The sequence below is a fragment of the Pseudomonas parakoreensis genome (genome assembly GCF_021602155.1).
Lineage (GTDB): Bacteria > Pseudomonadota > Gammaproteobacteria > Pseudomonadales > Pseudomonadaceae > Aquipseudomonas > Aquipseudomonas parakoreensis.
In genome coordinates, this window is the sequence record NZ_BQHY01000017.1 from 46,408 (window position 1) to 65,109 (window position 18,702).

Consider the following 18,702-nt stretch of genomic DNA (forward strand, 5'->3'; position numbering starts at 1 on the left):
ACAAAGCCCACGGCACGCCGTGGGCTTTATTGGCAGTCAGTCAGGGCGCGCCTTACTGAGGCGAAACTTCAGTTTTCGGTTTGCCGAAGTGCCACTCGTAAACCACAAATTTGAAGTCCTTCAGGTCGCCCTTGGCGTCGAAGCTCAGGTCGCCGGTAGGGGTCTTGAAGGTGCCGGCGTGAATGGCTTCGGCCACTTTGGCTGCGTCTTCGGACTTGGCTGCCTTGATGCCTTCGGCAATCACTTCAACCGCCGAGTAGGAAGGGAACACGAACGGGCCGCTCGGGTCTTCTTTCTTCGCCTTGAACGCATCTGCCAGGGCAACGTTGGCCGGATCCTGGTCGAAGGATTTCGGCAGGGTCACCAGCAGGCCTTCGGAGGACTCTTTGGCGATCTGCGAAATGGAGTCGTTACCCACGCCTTCCGGGCCCATGAACTTGGCTTTCAGGCCTTTTTCCTGGGATTGACGCAGGATCAGGCCCAGCTCCGGGTGGTAGCCGCCGTAGTAAACGAAGTCGACGTTGGCTTGTTTGAGCTTGGCGATCATCGAGGAGAAGTCTTTGTCGCCGGCGTTGACGCCTTCGAACACGGCGACTTTCACGCCTTTCTTCTCAAGAGTCGCCTTGACGGCGGTGGCGATGCCTTCACCGTATTGCTGCTTGTCGTGCAGGACGGCAACGATTTTCGGCTTCACGTGATCGGCAATGTAGTTACCGGCGGCAGGGCCCTGGGCGCTGTCCAGACCGATGGTGCGGAAGACCATTTTGTAACCACGGGCGGTGATGTCCGGGCTGGTGGCAGCCGGGGTAATCATCACCACGCCTTCGTCTTCGTAGATGTCCGAAGCAGGCTGAGTGGAGCTGGAGCACAGGTGACCAACCACGAACTTGACGCCGTCGTTGACGACCTTGTTCGCCACCGCTACGGCTTGTTTCGGATCGCACGCGTCATCGTATTCAACGGCTTCGAGTTTCTTGCCGTCGACGCCGCCCTTGGCGTTGATCTGCTCGATGGCCATTTTCGCGCCACTGAACTGCATGTCGCCGTATTGGGCTACAGGACCGGTTTTAGGGCCGGCGATACCAATCTTGATGGTGTCAGCGGCGAACGAATGGCTGGCAACCCCGGCCAGAACCATAGCGGCAAACAGTTTGGAAATCTGCTTAGTAGCCTTAGTCATAGTGCTCCACTCTTACTGTTGTAATTTTTTTGAGTTCTGGCGCCGTAGCAGCAGAACCGGGTCAGATATCTTGGCGATACCCTCCAGAAATGCCCCCGGCAACTGTACCGGTACAGTGTAGAGCGCCGGTTGTTGGCCTGGGAAGCTGGCGCCAGGGGGCAAAACTTGTGGGTGTCGCATTTTTGAATGAAAAAGACAGAATTGCGGCGGGGCTTTCGAGGGGCTTATGCCCCAAACAGCAGCATTCCTTGGCGTTCCTGCTCTTTTCGTTCGGTGAAGCCATTTGCAACCGGGTTTTTCTGCCGGACCACCGACGTTATCATTCGCGTCGATTTCTTTTCCGGACAGTCCCATGAATCAAGAACCTAGCACCCTCTATGCCAAGCTGCTTGGTGAAACCGCATCTATTACCTGGAAAGAGCTGGAGCCGTTCTTCGCCAAGGGTGCCCTATTGTGGGTCGACCCGGCCCTGGATTTGATCGCCGCCGCCGAGGCCGTGGCCTCGGACGATGGCGAGAAAGTCGCCGCCTGGCTGGCCGAAGACAAGGTCGCCAAGCTGTCTGAAACGCGGGCGCTGGATATTTTCGAGCGTGATCCAGCGCTGTGGGCGGTGGTGGTGAGTCCGTGGATTCTGATCCAGGAAAGGGCGGTCGCCTGAGCCTGTGCACCTTTTTGGTGCTCATGATCGTCAGCGAAAAGTGTGTAGCCGAGTAGCGTGATGGCACGTTGCCGTAGAGAAAGGCCACAAGCGTGCGTGGCCTCACGGTGACGTAAACGTAACGGGAACAGTTTATTGAGCAGCCTGAGGGCTGCTTAATTGTTTCTGGATGTTGGAAGGGCTGAGATTTTCAGGGAATTTGCGGGCCCCATCGCTGGCAAGCCAGCTCCCACAGGTTGTGTGGTGTTCACAAATGGTTGTGTTCACATGGACCTGGTGGGAGCTGGCTTGCCAGCGATTGGGGCGACTCGGTCGTCAATCAGACCGAGTAAGTCTTGCCCGTATGGTTATTCAGCGAAATAACCTTGGTCTTGCCGATCCGGTGACGGTAGATCTCGCGCAGGTACTTGATCGATTTCTTCACGCAATCGCGCGACAGGCGAATGTCGTTGATCGAAACAAACTTGTCCTTGTCGTTGATCAGTTCGCGGTACTTCTTCTCGTACATCGGTTTGATCGCGTACCAGTTGGTGTCGAGGATCTTCGCCGGGTTCTCGAATTCGTTGAGCAGATCGTCGATGCGGTCTTCGTCAAAGTCTTCATTAATGATGAAGTCGAGGATCGAGTTGTCCAGGGTCTCGTCGAAACGGTACGGGGTCTTGGCGAAGCAACGCTTGATGAACGCCACGATCAGGGTCAGGAAGTCGTCCGACAGACACGGGCTCTTGGCGATCAGGGTGGTCAGCGACAGGTTGGCCGACGCACCGATCACCAACGCATAACGCTTGAGCGTGGTGTTGGGGAACAGGCTGTTGAGGTGGGTCTTCAACCGGTTCAGGTCCATGTAGGACAGCTTGTAGTCTTTCGGCAACGAAACGATCGACACCACCGACGAGCAGTTCTTGAAGAAGTGCAAGTCGTGCAGCGCGGCGGCGTCGTAGCCGGAATTCTTGTACTGCTCCAGCGACGCGCGATAGCGCTTGGATTCGATTGGCAGCAGGCTGATGCCTTCGATGGCCTGGGTGACCTTGTTGAAGTGCGGCAGGTCGATCGAGCGGAAGAACAGATCGTCGATGTTCAGGCGCTGCGGCTCTTTGTCGAATACCTTGAACTTGTCGCTGCTCGGCGGCGGGGTTTCCGGCACCACCGATTCGGCGTAGGCAATCGCCACCGGGCCGGCCAGGCTCATGAACAAGTCGTTGGCGTCGAGGCGAATGGTTTCGCCGATGTCGATGCCGGCGCGACGGAAGTAGTTCTGGTCGTAGTCGGTGGTCACCGCCTGCGCCGTCAGAATGTTGAAGATCTGCTGGGAGATGTACTGGTTGGCGTGCTTCTCCATCGCATTGACATCAATGTTCTGGATGTTGCCGTCATCGCTCTCTTCGGCGTAACGCATGATGTCGTTGGAGATCAGCATCATCGCGTTCCACGGGCGAATACGGCCCATGACGCTGGCTTCGCTGCTGTCTTCATTGGCGAAGTTGTAGGAGAAATCCCACTCTTCCGAGAGGTATTTGCACAGCAGGCGTCCGGCGTTGATGTGCAGCGCCTCAGACATTTCACTGCGGTGATCGGAAATGTTCGGCAGCACACAGATGCCGCTGGTGAAGATCGGCTCGAACACGAACGAATGCCCGCTCTTGCCGTCATGCTCGTCCATCGGCTTGGTGTCGAACGTCTTGTTCATGTACGAGTGCTGCTGGGCCAGGCCGAATTCCGAAGCCATGCCCGAACCGGTACCGCCGCCGGCACTGAAGATCGAGAAGTACAGGCGCGACTGGTTGGCCTTGATGCCGCAGCTGTCGATCAGGTACGAGTGGATCATTTTCCAGTCAGGGCTGGAGAAACGCTGGGTGTCCTTGTTGAGGATGATCTTGGCCAGGTACTGACCGAGGATCGGCGCGTTACCGGCGCCACCGGCATGGACTTCGGACAAATCCATGATCTTCATTTTGCTGTAGTCGCGCAGAAAGCCGCTTTTCTCGCCCTTGCGCGAGAATCGGATGCGCCCGGCAATGTCCTTGTCGAGGTCGCCGAGCATCACCAGCGGTTCGACGAGGAACACCGGTTTGCTCGACTTGTTCGGGCCGATCCGCAGATTCTGCTTGATCCACTGGGCCGGGCTGTAGCCCTTGTCGGCCAGACGCCGGTCAGCGGCGCGGTCTTCATTGTTGAATTCGTTGAGGTAGAACTTGCGCGCGTTGTACACCAGCTCCGCGACGTCGAGGGCGATGTTCGAGCCGCAGCGACCGAGGCCGATCAGGCACACCGACGGGAATTCCTGGTCGTTGTGCTGTTCGTTGTCGCCTTCCAGGTGCGGCGGGCGCGGGAACACCAGGTCACGCAGACCGTCGAGGTTGTCGAGGATGCGGTCGGTGTTGGTTTCGGTGTAGTACAGATATTGCTGAGTGCCCAGCGGGCGCGAAGGAGGCAATGGCTTCATCGGAGCCGGGCTGTTCGCCGCAGGGCTCAGGGGCAGATCGGATACCGCAGTGGCCGGATTGTTTTTAGAAGTCATTGTGCGCCATATACCTGGACAGGGTTGGCTCGGCGACCGTTGTCATCGAGCCTCACGGAAAGAGGATCTCGCGTCTTTGACTGCGCGTATTTGGCCCGGGCGTCAGGGGCTTGGCCTGATCGTCGCGCGGGGGAATCCTTTCCTGATCGTTCATGAATCGGCCATTATTCGGTGATCTTTAATTGAAAAGAGGCAAAATGATGTCAACGCTACCTTCGTTGGGTTTTGCCGGAATCGGCCTGATGGGCTTGCCGATGTGTCACCGTTTACTGGCGGCGGGCTACCCGTTGACCGTGTGGAACCGCAACCCGGCCAAGTGCGCGCCCCTGGTTGAAGCTGGCGCCCGGCAGGTGGCGACTCCAGCCGAGCTGTGCGAACACGCGGACGTGGTGATGCTGTGTCTGGCCGATACGGCGGTGGTGCGCGAGGTGGTGTTTGGCGCCGGCGGGGTTGTTGAAGGTGCGAAAAACGGCCAGTTGCTGGTGGACTTCTCCAGCCTCGAACCGACGGCTACTCGCGAGATGGCCGCCGACCTGGCAGGCAGGACCGGCATGGCCTGGCTTGATTCACCGGTGTCCGGCGGCGTGGTCGGTGCCGAGGCGGGCAGCCTGGCGATCATGGTCGGTGGTGCGGTGACGGATCTGGATCGGGTGCGCCCGATGTTGCTCAACCTCGGTCAGCGCGTCACGCACATGGGCGGCATCGGCGCCGGGCAGGTGACCAAGGCTTGCAATCAGATGATCGTCGCCTGCAACGCGCTGGTGATTGCCGAAGTGGTGGCGCTGGCCGAACAGGCTGGAGTCGATGCGCGCTTGATTGCCGAAGCGCTGGCCGGTGGCTTTGCCGATTCGAAACCGCTGCAGATCCTCGCCCCGCAAATGGCCGAAAGCCGTTTTGAACCGGTGAAATGGCACGTGCGCACGCTGCTCAAGGATCTCGATACGGCGGTGAAATTCTCTCGCGAACAAGGCTCGGCCACGCCGATCAGCGGATTGGCCGCACAACTGATGCGCCTGCATGGGGCGCAGGGTTTTTTGCAGAAGGATCCAGCGACTCTGGTACACATGTACCGCGCGCCAGACTCAGTGGATTGACCGAATGTGCGTGTTTGCGCTGATTGATCTCCTCGAGCACCGGACGGAGTTCATCCAGCGGCACCGGGCGGCTGAGCAGATACCCCTGAATGAAGTCGCAGCCCGAACGTTCGAGAAACTCGTACTGCTCCAGGCTTTCCACGCCTTCGGTCACCACCTGCAAGTGCAGGGTGTGGGCCATGACGATGATCGCCTGGACGATCTCCATGTCGGCAGTCGCCGCAGGAATGTCGAGGATGAACGAACGATCGATTTTCAGCGTATTGAGCGGCAGGCGTTTGAGGTAGGCCAATGATGAGTATCCGGTGCCGAAGTCGTCGATCGACAGCGATACGCCGAGGGCCCGGATCTGCCGCAACAGCACCAGCGTGTTGGCGATGTTGCCCATCAGTGCGTTTTCGGTGACTTCCAGCTCCAGCCGTTCCGGCGCGACGCCAGCGCTGCGCAGTGCACTTTCGATTTCGTTGGCCAGTTCTTCCCGGGCCAGGTTGAGCGGTGAGCAGTTCCAGGCGATTTTCAGTTCGTTGCAGCCATGGCGCGTCAGTTCGCCGAGGTCGGTGCAGGCCCGGCGAAGCACCCAGTTGTCCAGTTCGGCGATCAGGCCGTTGGTTTCGGCAATCGCGATGAAACGGTCCGGGGCCAGCAGGCCATGCAGCGGATGCTGCCAGCGAATCAACGCTTCGAGTTTGGTCACCCGGCCGGTTTTCAGTTCGAAGATGGGTTGGTAATACAGCGTCAGCCCGTGGTCTTCACGCAAAGCCTGGCGCAGTTCTTCTTCCAGTTGCAGTTCGAGGCTGGCGCGGGTCTTCATGTTCGAACTGAAAAAATGCAGGCCGTTACGCCCGGCACCCTTGGACTGATACAACGCCAGATCGGCGTGCTTGAGCAGTTCTTCGCAGGTGGTGCCGTCGTCGGGGAACAGGCTGATGCCGATGCTGGTGGTCATCACCATACGACGTCCGGCCAGTTCGATCGGCTCCTTCATTTTCTGCATGATCCGTTGCGCCATGCTGCGCGCTTCCTCGCGGTCGTGCAGGCCGATCAGGATGCAGAACTCGTCACCGCCAAAGCGTGCGACCACGTCGTCATGGCTGCGCACCGAGCCTTTGATGTGGTTGGCGATCACTTTGAGCAGGGCGTCGCCGGCGTCATGGCCGAGGCTGTCGTTGATCCGCTTGAAGTGGTCGATGTCGAGAAACATCACCGCGAGCATGCCGCCTTCGCTGGTTTTCTGGCTGAGTTTCTCGGCGAAGATCTGGTTGAAACCGCGACGGTTGATCAGGTTGGTCAGGGCGTCGTAATTGGCCACTTGTTGCAGCGACATCCGAGCCTGATCGAGCTGGCTGAGCAGGGCATTGACTCGGCGCAGATCCTGCTCCTTGCTCTGCAGTTTCTTGTCGGCCAGTGCCGCGCTGATCGCGCTGCCGAGAATCAACAGTGTGATCAGCGCGATGGTCAGGCCCAGTTGCAGGTGATTGGTTTCGGCACTCAATGTGGGCGTGGCGCCTTCGGGCAACACCAGATGCAACGCGGCCATCCCGGTGAAATGCATGCTGATGATGCCGGCGCCGAGAATGATCGCAGCGGTGTATTTGAACAGTTGATGAAAACGCCCACTGCCTTCACGCAAGTAACCGGCGACCCACAGCGCGGCGAAACTGGCGCTGATCGCAATCACGATCGACAGGCAAAACAACAGCGGCTCGTAATAGGCGGTGGCCATCGAGTGCATCGCCGCCATGCCGACGTAATGCATACCGGCGATGCCCAAGCCAATGACGATGGCGGTTTTCAGGTAATGCACCCGTGAGGGATGGGGCACGCTCAAGGTGTGCATCGCCAGCCACGAAGCGAGCAGGGCGATCACCAGGGAAAACAGGGTGGTGGCCAGTTCGTAATGGATTTCGATCGGGGTCTGGAACGCCAGCATGGCAATGAAGTGCATGGCCCAGATACCGCCGGCCAGGCAAGTGGCGCCGATCCAGCGCCAGACCCGTTGCGAGCCCGGGTCTTCGGCATGGCCGACCCGCTCGGCCATGTCGAGGGTGGCAAAACTCGCGGCGCAGGCGACCAGATAAGCCACCAGCACCAGCAAGGGATTATGTGTGCAATCGAGAATGACCTGCCCGCCGTCCGGCAGCTCGGTAACAAACTGCAAACCAAGCCACTCCATAGCATCCCCGTCTCTGAAGTCGTCCCTTCTGCGTCAGAAACGCAGGCGAATGAGAGGAGTATAGAGGCGGTTTTTATCGTGCAAGCGATAGTGGCATATTGGCGGCAACCATTTCGGCATGAGCCTCATAGCGATTAGCGCTAAGCGTCAGGCGCTCTGGTCGTAGGGGATCTGATTCCAGTCCTTCTCGAGCGGCGGCAAGCCGAAGCGGGCGCGGGCCTTGTCGCAATCGACATTCTGTTCGCCGTTTTCCCAGGACGATTCGAATTCGCGGCAGGGGCTGGAGCGCTGCTCATAAATCGAGCACTGGACCTGACTGCCCACCTCGCCGACCAGCGCCGTACAACGCGGTGATTTGCAATCGGTGCCGTTCATCGCCACCCGGCTCGGGCTGATCTGCGTCACCAGCTCATCGGGCACTGTGCCACCGGAGGAGGCGCATTCACCCCAGAAAAAAGACACGCGAAAATGGGAACAGCAGGCACCGCAATTCAGACACGGACTGACTTCGGACATTAGGAGGGCATCAAAGGGGTTGATCGGCGAATCCGGACGGATCCGGCGGCTATTCTAGGCTTCGCCATGAACTTGGGAAGGGGGGCGCGAAAGTATTTTTTTGTAGCCGGGTTTTGCCGCAAAACCCCCGGTTTACGGGGGATTGCTGCGTTATCAAGGGCTTACGTTTCTTTACAGTGCCATGGCTCATTATCAGCTTGACGAATGATCACAGACAGCTACGCACCGCCTGTCTAGATTGCAGGTTCCGGGCTCGGATGCGTCGGCAGTGAAGCCCTCATAACAATAAAGAGACGGACCCATGCAGAACTCGACCCAAGCGGCGAATGCCTGGCGCATTCTGTTCCTGTTGTTCCTTGCCAACCTGTTCAACTTCTTCGACCGCACCATTCCAGCGATCATCATCGAGCCGATCCGCATGGAGTGGCACCTGAGTGACTTTCAACTGGGGATCGTCGGTACCGCGTTTACCCTGGTTTATGCGATTGCCGGTCTGCCGTTAGGCCGCATGGCCGACACTGGCTCGCGCAGCAAATTGATGGGCTGGGGCCTGGCGACCTGGAGCGCACTGACGGCGGTCAACGGCCTGGTTGGCAGCTTCTGGAGCTTTCTGCTGGTGCGCATGGGGATCGGCATTGGTGAAGCCAGTTACGCGCCGGCCGCCAACTCGCTGATCGGCGACCTGTTCCCGGCGCACCGCCGGGCGCGGGCCATGGGCATTTTCATGCTCGGGTTGCCATTGGGATTGTTGCTGGCGTTCTTCACCATCGGTGCGATGGTCAAGGCGTTCGACAGCTGGCGCGCGCCGTTCTTTATCGCGGCGGTGCCGGGGCTGATCCTCGCGGTGTTCATGTTCTTCATCAAGGAACCCAAGCGCGGTGCGGCGGAAATCGTGCAGGTGTCCCAGGATAAAGTCGACAGACCGATCCGCCGTGTCCTCGCCGTGCCGACATTCCTGTGGCTGGTGATGGCAGGCTTGTGTTTCAACTTCGCCACCTATGCCTGCAACTCGTTTCTGGTGCCGATGCTGCAGCGGTATTTCCTGATGCCGTTGCAAGACGCGGCGGTGGCAACCGGGGTGATTGTGGGGATCACCGGGTTGATCGGTCTGACACTCGGCGGCTGGATCGCTGACAAGATTCATCAACGAGTCGCCAACGGCCGGCTGCTGTTTGCCGGCGTCAGCCTGATCATCTCGACCGTGTGCACGGCCTGGGCGTTGCACGCCGGACGGGTCGAGATTGGCGTGTTCGTCGCGGTGTTCAGCGTCGGCTGGCTGTTTGCCTATAACTTCTACACCTGCGTGTACACGGCGATTCAGGACGTGGTCGAGCCGCGTCTGCGTGCGACGGCGATGGCGTTGTTCTTTGCCGGGCTGTACTTGCTCGGCGGTGGATTGGGGCCGGTGGTGGTGGGGGTGGGGGCCTTGTCCGATCACTTTGCGAAATCGGCCATGGTCTCTGCAGGCGCCGAACAGATGACCGAGGCGTTCAAGGCTGTCGGCCTGCATGATGCGATGTACCTGATTCCGGTGGCGCTGTTCTTGACCATGGTGTTTCTGTTTCTGGCGGCGCGGTGTTTTGTCCGGGATGCGCAGCGGATGAAGGAGGGGTTGGTGGCAGTGGTTGAGCCTGATGTTTCTGTGGCGACTGCATGATTGCTATCGCTGGCAAGCCAGCTCCCACAGTGACCGAGTCACACGCATAATTTGTAAACACTCCAAACCCTGTGGGAGCTGGCTTGCCAGCGATGGGGCCATCAGCATCAGCTGATAAATACCAGACAAACAAAAAGGCCCGCATCACTGCGGGCCTTTTCATTTACAGCGGTGGGGCAGGGTGGTTTAACCCGCCACCAGTACCCGAATCGCTTCCAGACGCAGCGCCGCTTTATCCAGCATCGCCAGACCCTGTTCACGCTGCTGGCGCAACGCATCGAGTTCGCTGTCGCGCACGGTCGGGTTGACCGCTTGCAATGCGGTCAGGCGCGCCAGTTCTTCGTCGGTATCGGCTGCCAGACGGCGCCGGGCCTCGGCCACGCGCTCGGCGTGACGCGGGGTGATCTTGTCTTCACCCGCGTTGATCCGTGGCGTCAGTTGATCGCGCTGGGCCTGGATGAACTTGTTGGCGCTGGCGCGAGGTACGCTTTCCAGTTGATCGTTGAGGGTTGCGAACGAGACCCGTGGCGACAGGTCGTTACCGTTGGCGTCGAGCAGGCAGCGCAAGGCGGCCGGCGGCAGGTAACGGCCCAGTTGCAGCGAACGCGGGGCAACCACTTCGCTGACGTAGAGCAGTTCCAGCAGCACGGTGCCCGGTTTCAGCGCCTTGTTCTTGATCAGCGCGACGGCGGTGTTGCCCATCGAACCGGACAGCACCAGGTCCATGCCGCCCTGCACCATCGGGTGTTCCCAGGTGATGAACTGCATGTCTTCGCGCGACAGCGCCTGGTTGCGGTCGTAGGTGATGGTCACACCTTCGTCGTCGCCCAGCGGGAAGCTGGCGTCGAGCATCTTCTCGCTCGGTTTGAGGATCAGGGCGTTTTCCGAGTGGTCTTCGCTGTCGATGCCGAACGCGTCGAACAGGGTTTCCATGTAGATCGGCAGGGCGAACTGGTCGTCCTGTTCAAGGATCGCCTCGACCAGCGCATCCCCTTCGCCAGCGCCGCCGGAGTTGAGTTCCAGCAGACGGTCGCGACCGGTGTGCAGCTCTTGTTCCAGACGCTCGCGCTCGGTGCGGGCCTCGTCGATCAGTGCTTGCCACTCGCCGTCATCGGCTTCTTCGAGCAGCGGCAGCAGGCGCGGGCCGAACTGATGCTGCAAGGCGTTGCCGGTCGGGCAGGTGTTGAGGAACGCGTTCAACGCTTCGTGGTACCACTGGAACAGGCGCTCTTGCGGGCTGGTTTCCAGGTATGGCACGTGCAGTTCGATGATGTGCTTCTGGCCGATCCGGTCGAGACGACCGATGCGCTGCTCGAGCAGGTCCGGGTGCGATGGCAGATCGAACAGCACCAGGTGATGAGCGAACTGGAAGTTGCGACCCTCACTGCCGATTTCCGAGCAGATCAGTACTTGCGCGCCGAACTCTTCGTCGGCGAAGTAGGCGGCGGCGCGGTCACGCTCAAGGATGTTCATGCCTTCATGGAACACCGTGGCCGGGATGCCGGAACGCACGCGCAGGGCGTCTTCCAGGTCCATCGCGGTTTCGGCGTGGGCGCAGATCACCAGAACTTTGGTGCGCTTGAGCATTTTCAGCTGATCGATCAGCCACTCGACGCGCGGGTCGAATTTCCACCAGCGCTCTTCTTCGCTGGCGTCCGGCTGGGCCTGGAAGCTGACTTCCGGGTACAGCTCGGCGTGATCGCCCAGCGGCAGTTCGAGGTATTCGTCCGGGCATGGCAGCGGGTAAGGGTGCAGTTTACGCTCGGGGAAACCCTGCACCGCGGCGCGGGTGTTACGGAACAGTACGCGGCCGGTGCCGTGGCGGTCGAGCAGCTCACGCACCAGACGGGCGCTGGCTTCGCTGTCGCCATCGTTGACCGCGGTCAGCAGGGCTTCGCCTTCGTTGCCGAGGAAACCGTGGATGGTCTTGTGCGCTTCGGGCGACAGGCGTCCCTTGTCGAGCAGCTCCTGCACGGCTTCGGCCACCGGGCGATAGTTCTCGCTCTCGGCGCGGAAGGCGGCCAGGTCGTGGAAACGGTTCGGGTCGAGCAGGCGCAGACGGGCAAAGTGGCTGTCCTGGCCGAGTTGTTCCGGGGTCGCGGTGAGCAGCAGTACGCCGGGAATCACTTCCGCCAGTTGCTCGACCAGCGCGTATTCCGGGCTGACCTTGTCTTCGTGCCACACCAGGTGATGGGCTTCGTCGACCACCATCAGGTCCCAGCCGGCGGCGAACAGGGCATCCTGCGCCTTCTCGTCTTCGACCAGCCATTCCAGGGCAACCAGTGCCAGCTGGGTGTCTTCGAACGGGTTGGTGGCATCGCTTTCAATGAAGCGTTCTTCGTCGAACAGTGCGACCTGCAGGTTGAAGCGGCGGCGCATTTCCACCAGCCACTGATGCTGCAGGTTTTCCGGCACCAGAATCAGCACGCGATTGGCGCGGCCCGAGAGCAGTTGGCGATGGATCACCAGACCGGCTTCGATGGTTTTCCCCAGACCCACTTCGTCTGCCAGCAGAACCCGTGGCGCGATGCGGTCGGCGACTTCACGGGCGATGTGCAACTGGTGCGCGATCGGTTGCGCACGCACGCCGCCCAGGCCCCAGAGCGAGGACTGCAATTGGCGGCTGGTGTGTTCCAGGGTGTTGTAGCGCAGGGAGAACCATGGCAGCGGGTCGATCTGTCCGGCGAACAGACGGTCGCTGGCCAGACGGAACTGAATGAAGTTCGACAGCTGGGTTTCCGGCAGGGTGACGGCTTCGTTCTGCCCGTTGAGACCGTGATAGACCATCAGCCCGTCGACGTCGTCGACTTCGCGCACGGTCATCTTCCAGCCTTCGAAGTGAGTAATCGTGTCACCCGGCGAGAACCGCACGCGGGTGAGGGGCGCATTCCGTAGCGCGTACTGGCGGGTTTCGCCAGTGGCCGGGTAGAGCACGGTCAACAAGCGGCCGTCCTGTGCCAGAACGGTGCCTAAACCAAGCTCTGCTTCGCTGTCACTGATCCAGCGTTGCCCCGGTTGATACTGCTGCGCCATGCTGCCTGACTCCCACCTTGAAAAAGCGGGCTATCTTAACGGAATGCAGGCTTCAGGGCCAAAGATTACTGGGTAGGAGCTGCCGCAGGCTGCGATCTTTTGATCTACGGAAACACCTGAGTTCTACGTTGTCCCATTAAAAGATCGCAGCCTTCGGCAGCTCCTGCAGTGCCAACCCGGTCACAAGTTTGCGACCAGTGGCTCAAGGCGCCTTTGCCGCAGCCGATAGCTTGCTGACAGGAGACCCTTTATATGCTGCCACCGATGCTCCCCCTGAGCGCTGTGCCGATCACTTCCCAGCAGGATCCGATTCGCCAGCGGCCGGACATTCCTCCGGTGGTGCCGGTGCAGGAAAGCTCCAACGAAAGCACGATCGACCTGCAAAAGCGCGACCCGGAAGAGGATCGTCTGCTGGCGCGCGAAGAACAGCGCCGTCAACAGGAACGCGATCGGCGCCGTCGCGAAGCCGACGAAGACCCGGAAGAACACCTCGCCGTGCCGGGCACCGAGCTCAATGCCGACAACACTGTGCCGGTGGTGCCGCTGATGGAAGATCAGCCGCGCCAGGGCTTGTGGGTCGATATCGAGATCTGAGCCCGCCGATTTACACGAATTGTTGTCGGGTGCCGGTGTCAGGCTGCATGATTGGCGCAGCCCTGCCGCTGATGCGGCAGTTGTGTTTTCTTCAAGTGATGCGCTGAACGCCATGAGCCAAGATGAAAAACTGATCGACCTCGGCACTGAACGCGCCAAGCGTGTGCATGATCTCAACGAAAAGCGGCTGAACGAAGTGCGCAAGGCCTTCGAGCAGGCCATGCCGTTGGGAAAAACCCAGAAAAAGCCGAAAAAGAAACCGAAAAAGCGTTGATCTCCCCCTGCATCCTTTGATGCAGGTCAGTTATTTTCCCGCCTTTATCCTCTGTGTTGACCGGACTTGATCCTGGTCAATTTCTGCGCCTGCGCGATTGGTTAACTTAGCTCCATCGCAGCAAAGCAGGGGCCAGGAGGCCACAGTCATGTTTTTCGATAACGTGGTGTTTGCCGGGGTTCTGACCGTAGGTCTCATGGTTCTGTTTTTTGCAGGGTTTGGATTTTTTATCTGGAAGGACGCGCATAAGCGCAAGAAGTAGGTCTTTCCGGGTTTGATGAGCACGCAAGGCATTTTGGGCGACTTCGGTTGCCCTTTTTTTTTGTCTTGGCGGCCTTTGGGCCGACCATGTTCTTGGGGTTCTGGGTGTAGATCCGTTTCTGCGGGTGTTGCTTATTACGGTTCCGCCCTTACGGCGGGTCACCTTTTCCAAACGCCGAAAAGGTAACCCAAAAGGCTTTACCCTGACGTTCGGCCCTCGCTTAGGCTCGGGTTCCTTCGCTACGGGATTCATCCGGGGGCAGCGCCTACGGTTTGCTTCGCTGCACCTCCTCTCGCTGTGTTTGGCTGCGCCAAACGGTCGCTGCGCTCCCACCCCCGGATAAATCCCTCCACTCAGCCTGCCGACGGGCCCTCAGATCAAAAGCGGTACTCGAGCTAACGCTCATCGTGTTGAGTGGGGCGGCTTCGCCGCATGGGGTGTGCACGAATAAAGTTGTGGGAGCGAGCCTGCTCGCGAAGGCGGCCTGACAGCCGACCAATTTCTAACTGATGGCACCCGATCCCAGTGTGGGAGCTGGCTTGCCAGCGAAGGCGGCCTGACAGCCGACCAATTTCTAACTGAAAACACTCAATCCCACTGTGGGAGCTGGCTTGCCAGCGATGGCGGCCTGACAGCCGATCAAACTCCAACTGAAAGCACCCAATCCCATGTAGGAGCTGCCGAAGGCTGCGATCTTTTGATCTGCTTTGGCTTTGGCGTTGGCTTTTGATGTAGCTTTTGATGTGGCTTTTGATCTTCAGCCCCTTCGGCAGGCCGAGCGAAGGTGTTCATCCGGGGGTAGGCGCGCAGCGCCGTGCGGCGAAGCCGCATGCATCGAGAGGAGGTGCAGCGAAGCAAACCGTAGGCGATGCCCCCGGATGGACACCGTAGCGAGGGAACACTGAGCCTCAGCGAAGTGCCGTACGCCGGGGCAAAGCCTTTTGGGTTACCTTTTCGGCGTCTGGAAAAGGTGACTCGCTGTAAGAGCGAAACCGCCAGCAGCCGTTACCGCAGCAACGGATATGCTCACAAATCCAAACCCAAAAAAAAGGCGCGATCCTCACGAATCACGCCTTTCTCATGCACCGCTGTCTATCAGCTACCCAGCGCCTTCGACGCCAGCCAGAACAACCCGGCCGACAGCGCCACCGTCGCCGGCAAGGTCAGCACCCACGCCAGCAAAATGGTACGAACAGTCCCGCCTTGCAGGCCGCTCTTGTTGGCGACCATGGTGCCGGCCACGCCCGAGGACAGCACGTGGGTGGTGGATACCGGCAGGCTGAAGATGTTGGCCATGCCGATCAGACTCGCGGTGGTGATCTGCGCCGACATGCCCTGGGAATAGGTCATGCCTTGCTTGCCGATCTTCTCGCCGATGGTCAGTACCACGCGTTTCCAGCCAACCATGGTGCCCAGGCCCAAGGCCAGCGCGACCGCCAGAATCACCCAGAACGGGGCGTATTCGGTGGTGGTGGTCAGGTCTTTGCGCAGTTTGTCCAGGTCAGCCTTTTCACGCGCTTCCAGGCCTGGCAGCTTGCCGACTTTCTTCGCAGTGTCGTCCAGGCACAGCAGGTAGCGACGCACTTCGATGCGGCTTTCCGAGGACAGCGAATGGTAGTCCGCTACACCTTTAAGCGTATCGAGCAGGGCGTTGATGGTCGGTTCGGTCTGCTGCGGGTTGCAGCGGAATTTCTCCGGCAGGTCGCCTTCAACGCTTTTGCCCAAGGCCAGGAATTCGCCCAGAGAATCGGCATTGCGCTTGTAGAACTGGCTCAGGTGCAGGGTCGCATCACGGGTGCGTTCGATCTGGTAAGTGGTGCTGCTCAGGTCGAGGACGAACTGCGCAGGCACGATACCGATCAACACCAGCATGATCAGGCCGATGCCTTTCTGGCCATCGTTGGAGCCGTGCACGAAGCTCACGGCCATGGCCGAGATCACCAGGACCAGGCGGTTCCAGAACGGCGGATGTTTCTTGTCGTCGATCTTGCGGCGCTGTTCCGGGGTCTTGTGCATCTTCGACAGCGGGCGCCACCACTTCAGGCCGATCAGGATCAGCGCGGCGATCAGGAAGCCAGCCATTGGCGAGAACACCAGCGAAGCGCCGATGTCGATCGCTTTCTGCCAGTTCACACCGTCGGCCAACGGGATGTTGTTGATCAGGGCGTTGGCCAGGCCGACGCCAAGGATCGAGCCGATCAGGGTGTGGGAACTGGAGGCCGGGATACCGAAGTACCAGGTGCCCAGGTTCCAGGTGATCGCCGCGGCGAGCAACGAGAACACCATCGCCAGGCCATGGCCGGTGTTCACATTGATCAGCAGTTCTACCGGCAGCAGGTGAACAATGGCATACGCCACGCCAACGCCGCCCAGCAACACGCCGAGGAAGTTGAACACACCGGAGAAGAACACCGCCAGGTGAGGCGGCATGGCTTTGGTGTAGATAACAGTGGCTACCGCGTTAGCGGTGTCATGAAATCCATTGATGAACTCGAAGGCGAGGACAAACGTCAGGGCGAGCAAGAGGCTCACAAGCACCCAAGCATCCAGTCCGCTGAATAAATCGATCATGAAGGTTTTCTGACCCGGTCATAAGGGGGCGCGATTATGCCAGAAAAGACTGGAAATCGATCCCCTACCTGCTCATCGGTAGCAATCAATGTCGAATTAAATTGTTGCAAGGTGCAAAGCCCGAGCGTGTTGCAGGGTTTTTCAAGTATTTGATTCTCTTTAAAAAACCTTCAGGCAGCAGGCGTTTCGTCGAGTGTGCGAGGGCCTCAAACGCTTGTGTGAAATATCTCTGAAACGAGCCGGACACGCTCCTTTCCCGCGCAACACGGGGGAGGTGGCCGCTGCCCGCGGGTAGCGGGCGCGCAAGGCATTGTCGGGTCACCGCGCTCGTAGCCGGTGGCGACGCAGACCCTCGAAAAACTCACAATCGCCGGTTCATGGCTCTTCGGTTTTGAGTTCTTCTTCCATCTTTTTCAGTTCTTGCTGGAAAACCTGATCCTGAACAGTGGGGCGTTTACGCCATGCTTTGCGTTCCGGTTCCGGTTGAGCGGCGTAGGTGGTGACTTCCCCGCCGTAAACTTCCTTGTAACGTTGTTCCTGGCGCTCAAGTTCCGCGCGCAGTTCGTCTTTCGTCACAGTGCTACCTGTTTGAGTTGAGATGAATGTCTGGTGAAACGCACGGCAACGAGTCGATTGAGCGCGTCCACCGAAAGGTCATGCCCGTAAAGGCATTGGAGTTATCGGCAGGGCGGTCAAGACTTCCATGTTGCAGGCGGCTGCGACACCAGATTAAAACTGACGCAGCATCAGTTGCCTGTTTCAGCGGGCGCTGTCGTTGCATGAGTCATGCGCGTCAGCGCTGGCCGGAGCTGTCGGCGATTGGCATCGCTTCGGCAGGTGGCGGCTTCGGTGAATAAAACCGGCCCCACTGAGAGGCATTATAGCGGTCGATTCGGGATTGACTATCTTTGCCAAGTTAAAAACGGTTCCGGATGTGTGATTGTTTTTGTGACTGACAATTTTTATCGCTAGTTGAAATCCGCTGAAACCTTTATGCGCTCAGTGTTGTGTTTCTGACGCCATTAAGTCGAACAACTAACGCACGATGGAAAGTTGGATTAACCCGTTCCATGGTCGACTAGGCAAACCATGAAGAGCCTGTGCCGCGGATTGCGATAATCGGTCGATGGTTCGATAATCGCCCAATCTTGGCATCCCGGTCCTTGTGCATTTGCCGGCGAGCCGCTTGTATGGCCATTGATCCGTGCCGGAAAAAAGGACAAAAAATGAACGATCAAATGCGCAACTCCTTCACCTCCGTGGCGCCGCCGATCGTCGCGTCGCCAGCCAAGCGTATCCAGGCGCTGACGGGCGATCCGGATTTCATGACCTCGCTGGCCCGTGGCCTGGCGGTGGTGCAGGCGTTTCAGGAGCGCAAGCGGCACCTGACCATCGCCCAGATCAGCCATCGCACGGAAATTCCCCGCGCCGCCGTGCGCCGTTGTCTGCACACCTTGATCAAACTGGGTTACGCCACCACCGATGGCCGCACGTACTCGTTGTTGCCCAAAGTGCTGACCCTCGGCCACGCGTATCTGTCGTCGACGCCGCTGGCGGTCTCGGCCCAGCCGTACCTCGACCGCATGAGCGAGCAACTGCACGAAGCCTGCAACATGGCCACGCTCGAAGGTGACGACATTCTGTACATCGCCCGTTCGGCGACCACGCAACGGCTGATCTCGGTGGATCTGTCGGTGGGCGGACGTCTGCCGGCCTATTGCACCTCGATGGGCCGTATCCTGCTGGCGGCGCTGGACGACACTTCGCTGCGCGAATACCTCGACCATGCCGAACTGGTGGCCAAGACCAGCCGCACCCTGCATACCCCGGAAAGTCTGCTCGCATGCCTGCAGGAAGTGCGGCAACAGGGCTGGTGCATCGTCGATCAGGAGCTGGAGCAGGGCCTGCGCTCGATTGCGGTGCCGGTCTACGATGCATCGGGCCAAGTGGTGGCGGCGCTCAACGTCAGTACCCACGCCGGCCGCGTCAGCCGCACCGAGCTGGAGCAACGCTTCCTGCCGGGCCTGCTCAGCGCCAGCCGCGACCTCAGCGCGCAACTGTTCGCCTGATGAAGCTGTTCGATAAACGCACAGTGTTGCGTTTATCGAATTGACGCTAAAACCCTCGGATCATTAATGTCGCGGCAGCGTCATCCGGCGCCGATATGAATGA

Annotated in this window: 14 protein-coding genes; 7 read left to right on the top strand and 7 right to left on the bottom strand. The window is 59.5% G+C overall.

What is annotated here, in order from left to right:
- Nucleotides 1-52: 52 nt before the first annotated feature.
- On the bottom strand, nucleotides 53-1,180 hold the full coding sequence (locus tag L6D63_RS23060; RefSeq protein ID WP_047292128.1) for a branched-chain amino acid ABC transporter substrate-binding protein: 1,128 nt from the start codon (nucleotides 1,178-1,180) through the stop codon (nucleotides 53-55).
- 352 nt (nucleotides 1,181-1,532) lie between these two features.
- Between L6D63_RS23060 and L6D63_RS23065 the strand changes: the two genes are divergently transcribed.
- The gene (locus L6D63_RS23065; RefSeq protein ID WP_047292130.1) at nucleotides 1,533-1,838 is read left to right on the top strand and encodes a DUF2288 domain-containing protein; all 306 of its coding nucleotides are present in this window, start codon (nucleotides 1,533-1,535) and stop codon (nucleotides 1,836-1,838) included.
- A gap of 319 nt (nucleotides 1,839-2,157) precedes the next feature.
- Here the strand turns inward: L6D63_RS23065 and L6D63_RS23070 are convergent, their stop codons facing one another.
- Nucleotides 2,158-4,356: a hypothetical protein gene (locus L6D63_RS23070; protein ID WP_041070561.1), complete on the bottom strand. Its 2,199-nt coding sequence runs from the start codon at nucleotides 4,354-4,356 to the stop codon at nucleotides 2,158-2,160.
- A gap of 197 nt (nucleotides 4,357-4,553) precedes the next feature.
- Here L6D63_RS23070 and L6D63_RS23075 point away from each other — a divergent pair, with 197 nt between their 5' ends.
- On the top strand, nucleotides 4,554-5,450 hold the full coding sequence (locus L6D63_RS23075; RefSeq protein WP_236170393.1) for an NAD(P)-dependent oxidoreductase: 897 nt from the start codon (nucleotides 4,554-4,556) through the stop codon (nucleotides 5,448-5,450).
- On the opposite strand, the gene L6D63_RS23080 is transcribed toward L6D63_RS23075, so the two are convergent.
- The gene (locus L6D63_RS23080; RefSeq protein ID WP_131669912.1) at nucleotides 5,341-7,623 is read right to left on the bottom strand and encodes a putative bifunctional diguanylate cyclase/phosphodiesterase; all 2,283 of its coding nucleotides are present in this window, start codon (nucleotides 7,621-7,623) and stop codon (nucleotides 5,341-5,343) included. The genes L6D63_RS23075 and L6D63_RS23080 overlap by 110 nt on opposite strands.
- 147 nt (nucleotides 7,624-7,770) lie before the next feature.
- Complete coding sequence (locus L6D63_RS23085) at nucleotides 7,771-8,139, bottom strand: YkgJ family cysteine cluster protein (RefSeq protein ID WP_041070557.1); 369 nt, start codon at nucleotides 8,137-8,139, stop codon at nucleotides 7,771-7,773.
- Between the two features lie 301 nt (nucleotides 8,140-8,440).
- Between L6D63_RS23085 and L6D63_RS23090 the strand changes: the two genes are divergently transcribed.
- A complete protein-coding gene (locus tag L6D63_RS23090) occupies nucleotides 8,441-9,796 on the top strand; it encodes a spinster family MFS transporter (protein WP_131669913.1) in 1,356 nt (451 codons plus the stop codon).
- A 186-nt stretch (nucleotides 9,797-9,982) separates the two neighbouring features.
- Here the strand turns inward: L6D63_RS23090 and rapA are convergent, their stop codons facing one another.
- Nucleotides 9,983-12,829, bottom strand: a complete 2,847-nt coding sequence (gene rapA / locus L6D63_RS23095) for an RNA polymerase-associated protein RapA (protein ID WP_121184129.1) — start codon at nucleotides 12,827-12,829, stop codon at nucleotides 9,983-9,985.
- Nucleotides 12,830-13,081: 252 nt separating this feature from the next.
- On the opposite strand from rapA, the gene L6D63_RS23100 reads away from it, so the two are divergent.
- The 3 genes from L6D63_RS23100 (at nucleotide 13,082) to ccoM (ending at nucleotide 13,959) form a co-directional block, all read left to right on the top strand.
- Complete coding sequence (locus L6D63_RS23100; RefSeq protein ID WP_003222394.1) at nucleotides 13,082-13,423, top strand: hypothetical protein; 342 nt, start codon at nucleotides 13,082-13,084, stop codon at nucleotides 13,421-13,423.
- 19 nt (nucleotides 13,424-13,442) lie between these two features.
- Nucleotides 13,443-13,697 carry a hypothetical protein gene (locus L6D63_RS23105; protein WP_131669914.1) on the top strand — a complete coding sequence of 85 codons (255 nt, stop codon included), beginning with the start codon at nucleotides 13,443-13,445 and terminating at the stop codon, nucleotides 13,695-13,697.
- 148 nt (nucleotides 13,698-13,845) lie between these two features.
- Nucleotides 13,846-13,959: a cytochrome c oxidase subunit CcoM gene (gene ccoM, locus L6D63_RS28645; protein WP_041070550.1), complete on the top strand. Its 114-nt coding sequence runs from the start codon at nucleotides 13,846-13,848 to the stop codon at nucleotides 13,957-13,959.
- 1,095 nt (nucleotides 13,960-15,054) lie between these two features.
- On the opposite strand, the gene L6D63_RS23110 is transcribed toward ccoM, so the two are convergent.
- Together L6D63_RS23110 and L6D63_RS23115 are read right to left on the bottom strand one after the other, a co-directional pair.
- A complete protein-coding gene (locus tag L6D63_RS23110) occupies nucleotides 15,055-16,530 on the bottom strand; it encodes an inorganic phosphate transporter (RefSeq protein WP_007963152.1) in 1,476 nt (491 codons plus the stop codon).
- Nucleotides 16,531-16,905: 375 nt separating this feature from the next.
- Entirely contained in the window at nucleotides 16,906-17,106 is a 201-nt protein-coding gene (locus tag L6D63_RS23115; RefSeq protein WP_003222398.1) for a hypothetical protein, read from the bottom strand.
- Between the two features lie 650 nt (nucleotides 17,107-17,756).
- On the opposite strand from L6D63_RS23115, the gene pcaR reads away from it, so the two are divergent.
- Nucleotides 17,757-18,599 carry a pca regulon transcriptional regulator PcaR gene (pcaR, locus tag L6D63_RS23120; RefSeq protein ID WP_041070522.1) on the top strand — a complete coding sequence of 281 codons (843 nt, stop codon included), beginning with the start codon at nucleotides 17,757-17,759 and terminating at the stop codon, nucleotides 18,597-18,599.
- Nucleotides 18,600-18,702: the final 103 nt, after the last annotated feature.

Bases quoted from the DNA above. Each gene is read 5' to 3' on its own strand.
- L6D63_RS23060 (WP_047292128.1), bottom strand. From the start codon at position 1,180: ATGACTAAGGCTACTAAGCAGATTTCCAAACTGTTTGCCGCTATGGTT.
- L6D63_RS23065 (WP_047292130.1), top strand. From the start codon at position 1,533: ATGAATCAAGAACCTAGCACCCTCTATGCCAAGCTGCTTGGTGAAACC.
- L6D63_RS23070 (WP_041070561.1), bottom strand. From the start codon at position 4,356: ATGACTTCTAAAAACAATCCGGCCACTGCGGTATCCGATCTGCCCCTG.
- L6D63_RS23075 (WP_236170393.1), top strand. From the start codon at position 4,554: ATGATGTCAACGCTACCTTCGTTGGGTTTTGCCGGAATCGGCCTGATG.
- L6D63_RS23080 (WP_131669912.1), bottom strand. From the start codon at position 7,623: ATGGAGTGGCTTGGTTTGCAGTTTGTTACCGAGCTGCCGGACGGCGGG.
- L6D63_RS23085 (WP_041070557.1), bottom strand. From the start codon at position 8,139: ATGTCCGAAGTCAGTCCGTGTCTGAATTGCGGTGCCTGCTGTTCCCAT.
- L6D63_RS23090 (WP_131669913.1), top strand. From the start codon at position 8,441: ATGCAGAACTCGACCCAAGCGGCGAATGCCTGGCGCATTCTGTTCCTG.
- rapA (WP_121184129.1), bottom strand. From the start codon at position 12,829: ATGGCGCAGCAGTATCAACCGGGGCAACGCTGGATCAGTGACAGCGAA.
- L6D63_RS23100 (WP_003222394.1), top strand. From the start codon at position 13,082: ATGCTGCCACCGATGCTCCCCCTGAGCGCTGTGCCGATCACTTCCCAG.
- ccoM (WP_041070550.1), top strand. From the start codon at position 13,846: ATGTTTTTCGATAACGTGGTGTTTGCCGGGGTTCTGACCGTAGGTCTC.
- L6D63_RS23110 (WP_007963152.1), bottom strand. From the start codon at position 16,530: ATGATCGATTTATTCAGCGGACTGGATGCTTGGGTGCTTGTGAGCCTC.
- pcaR (WP_041070522.1), top strand. From the start codon at position 17,757: ATGAACGATCAAATGCGCAACTCCTTCACCTCCGTGGCGCCGCCGATC.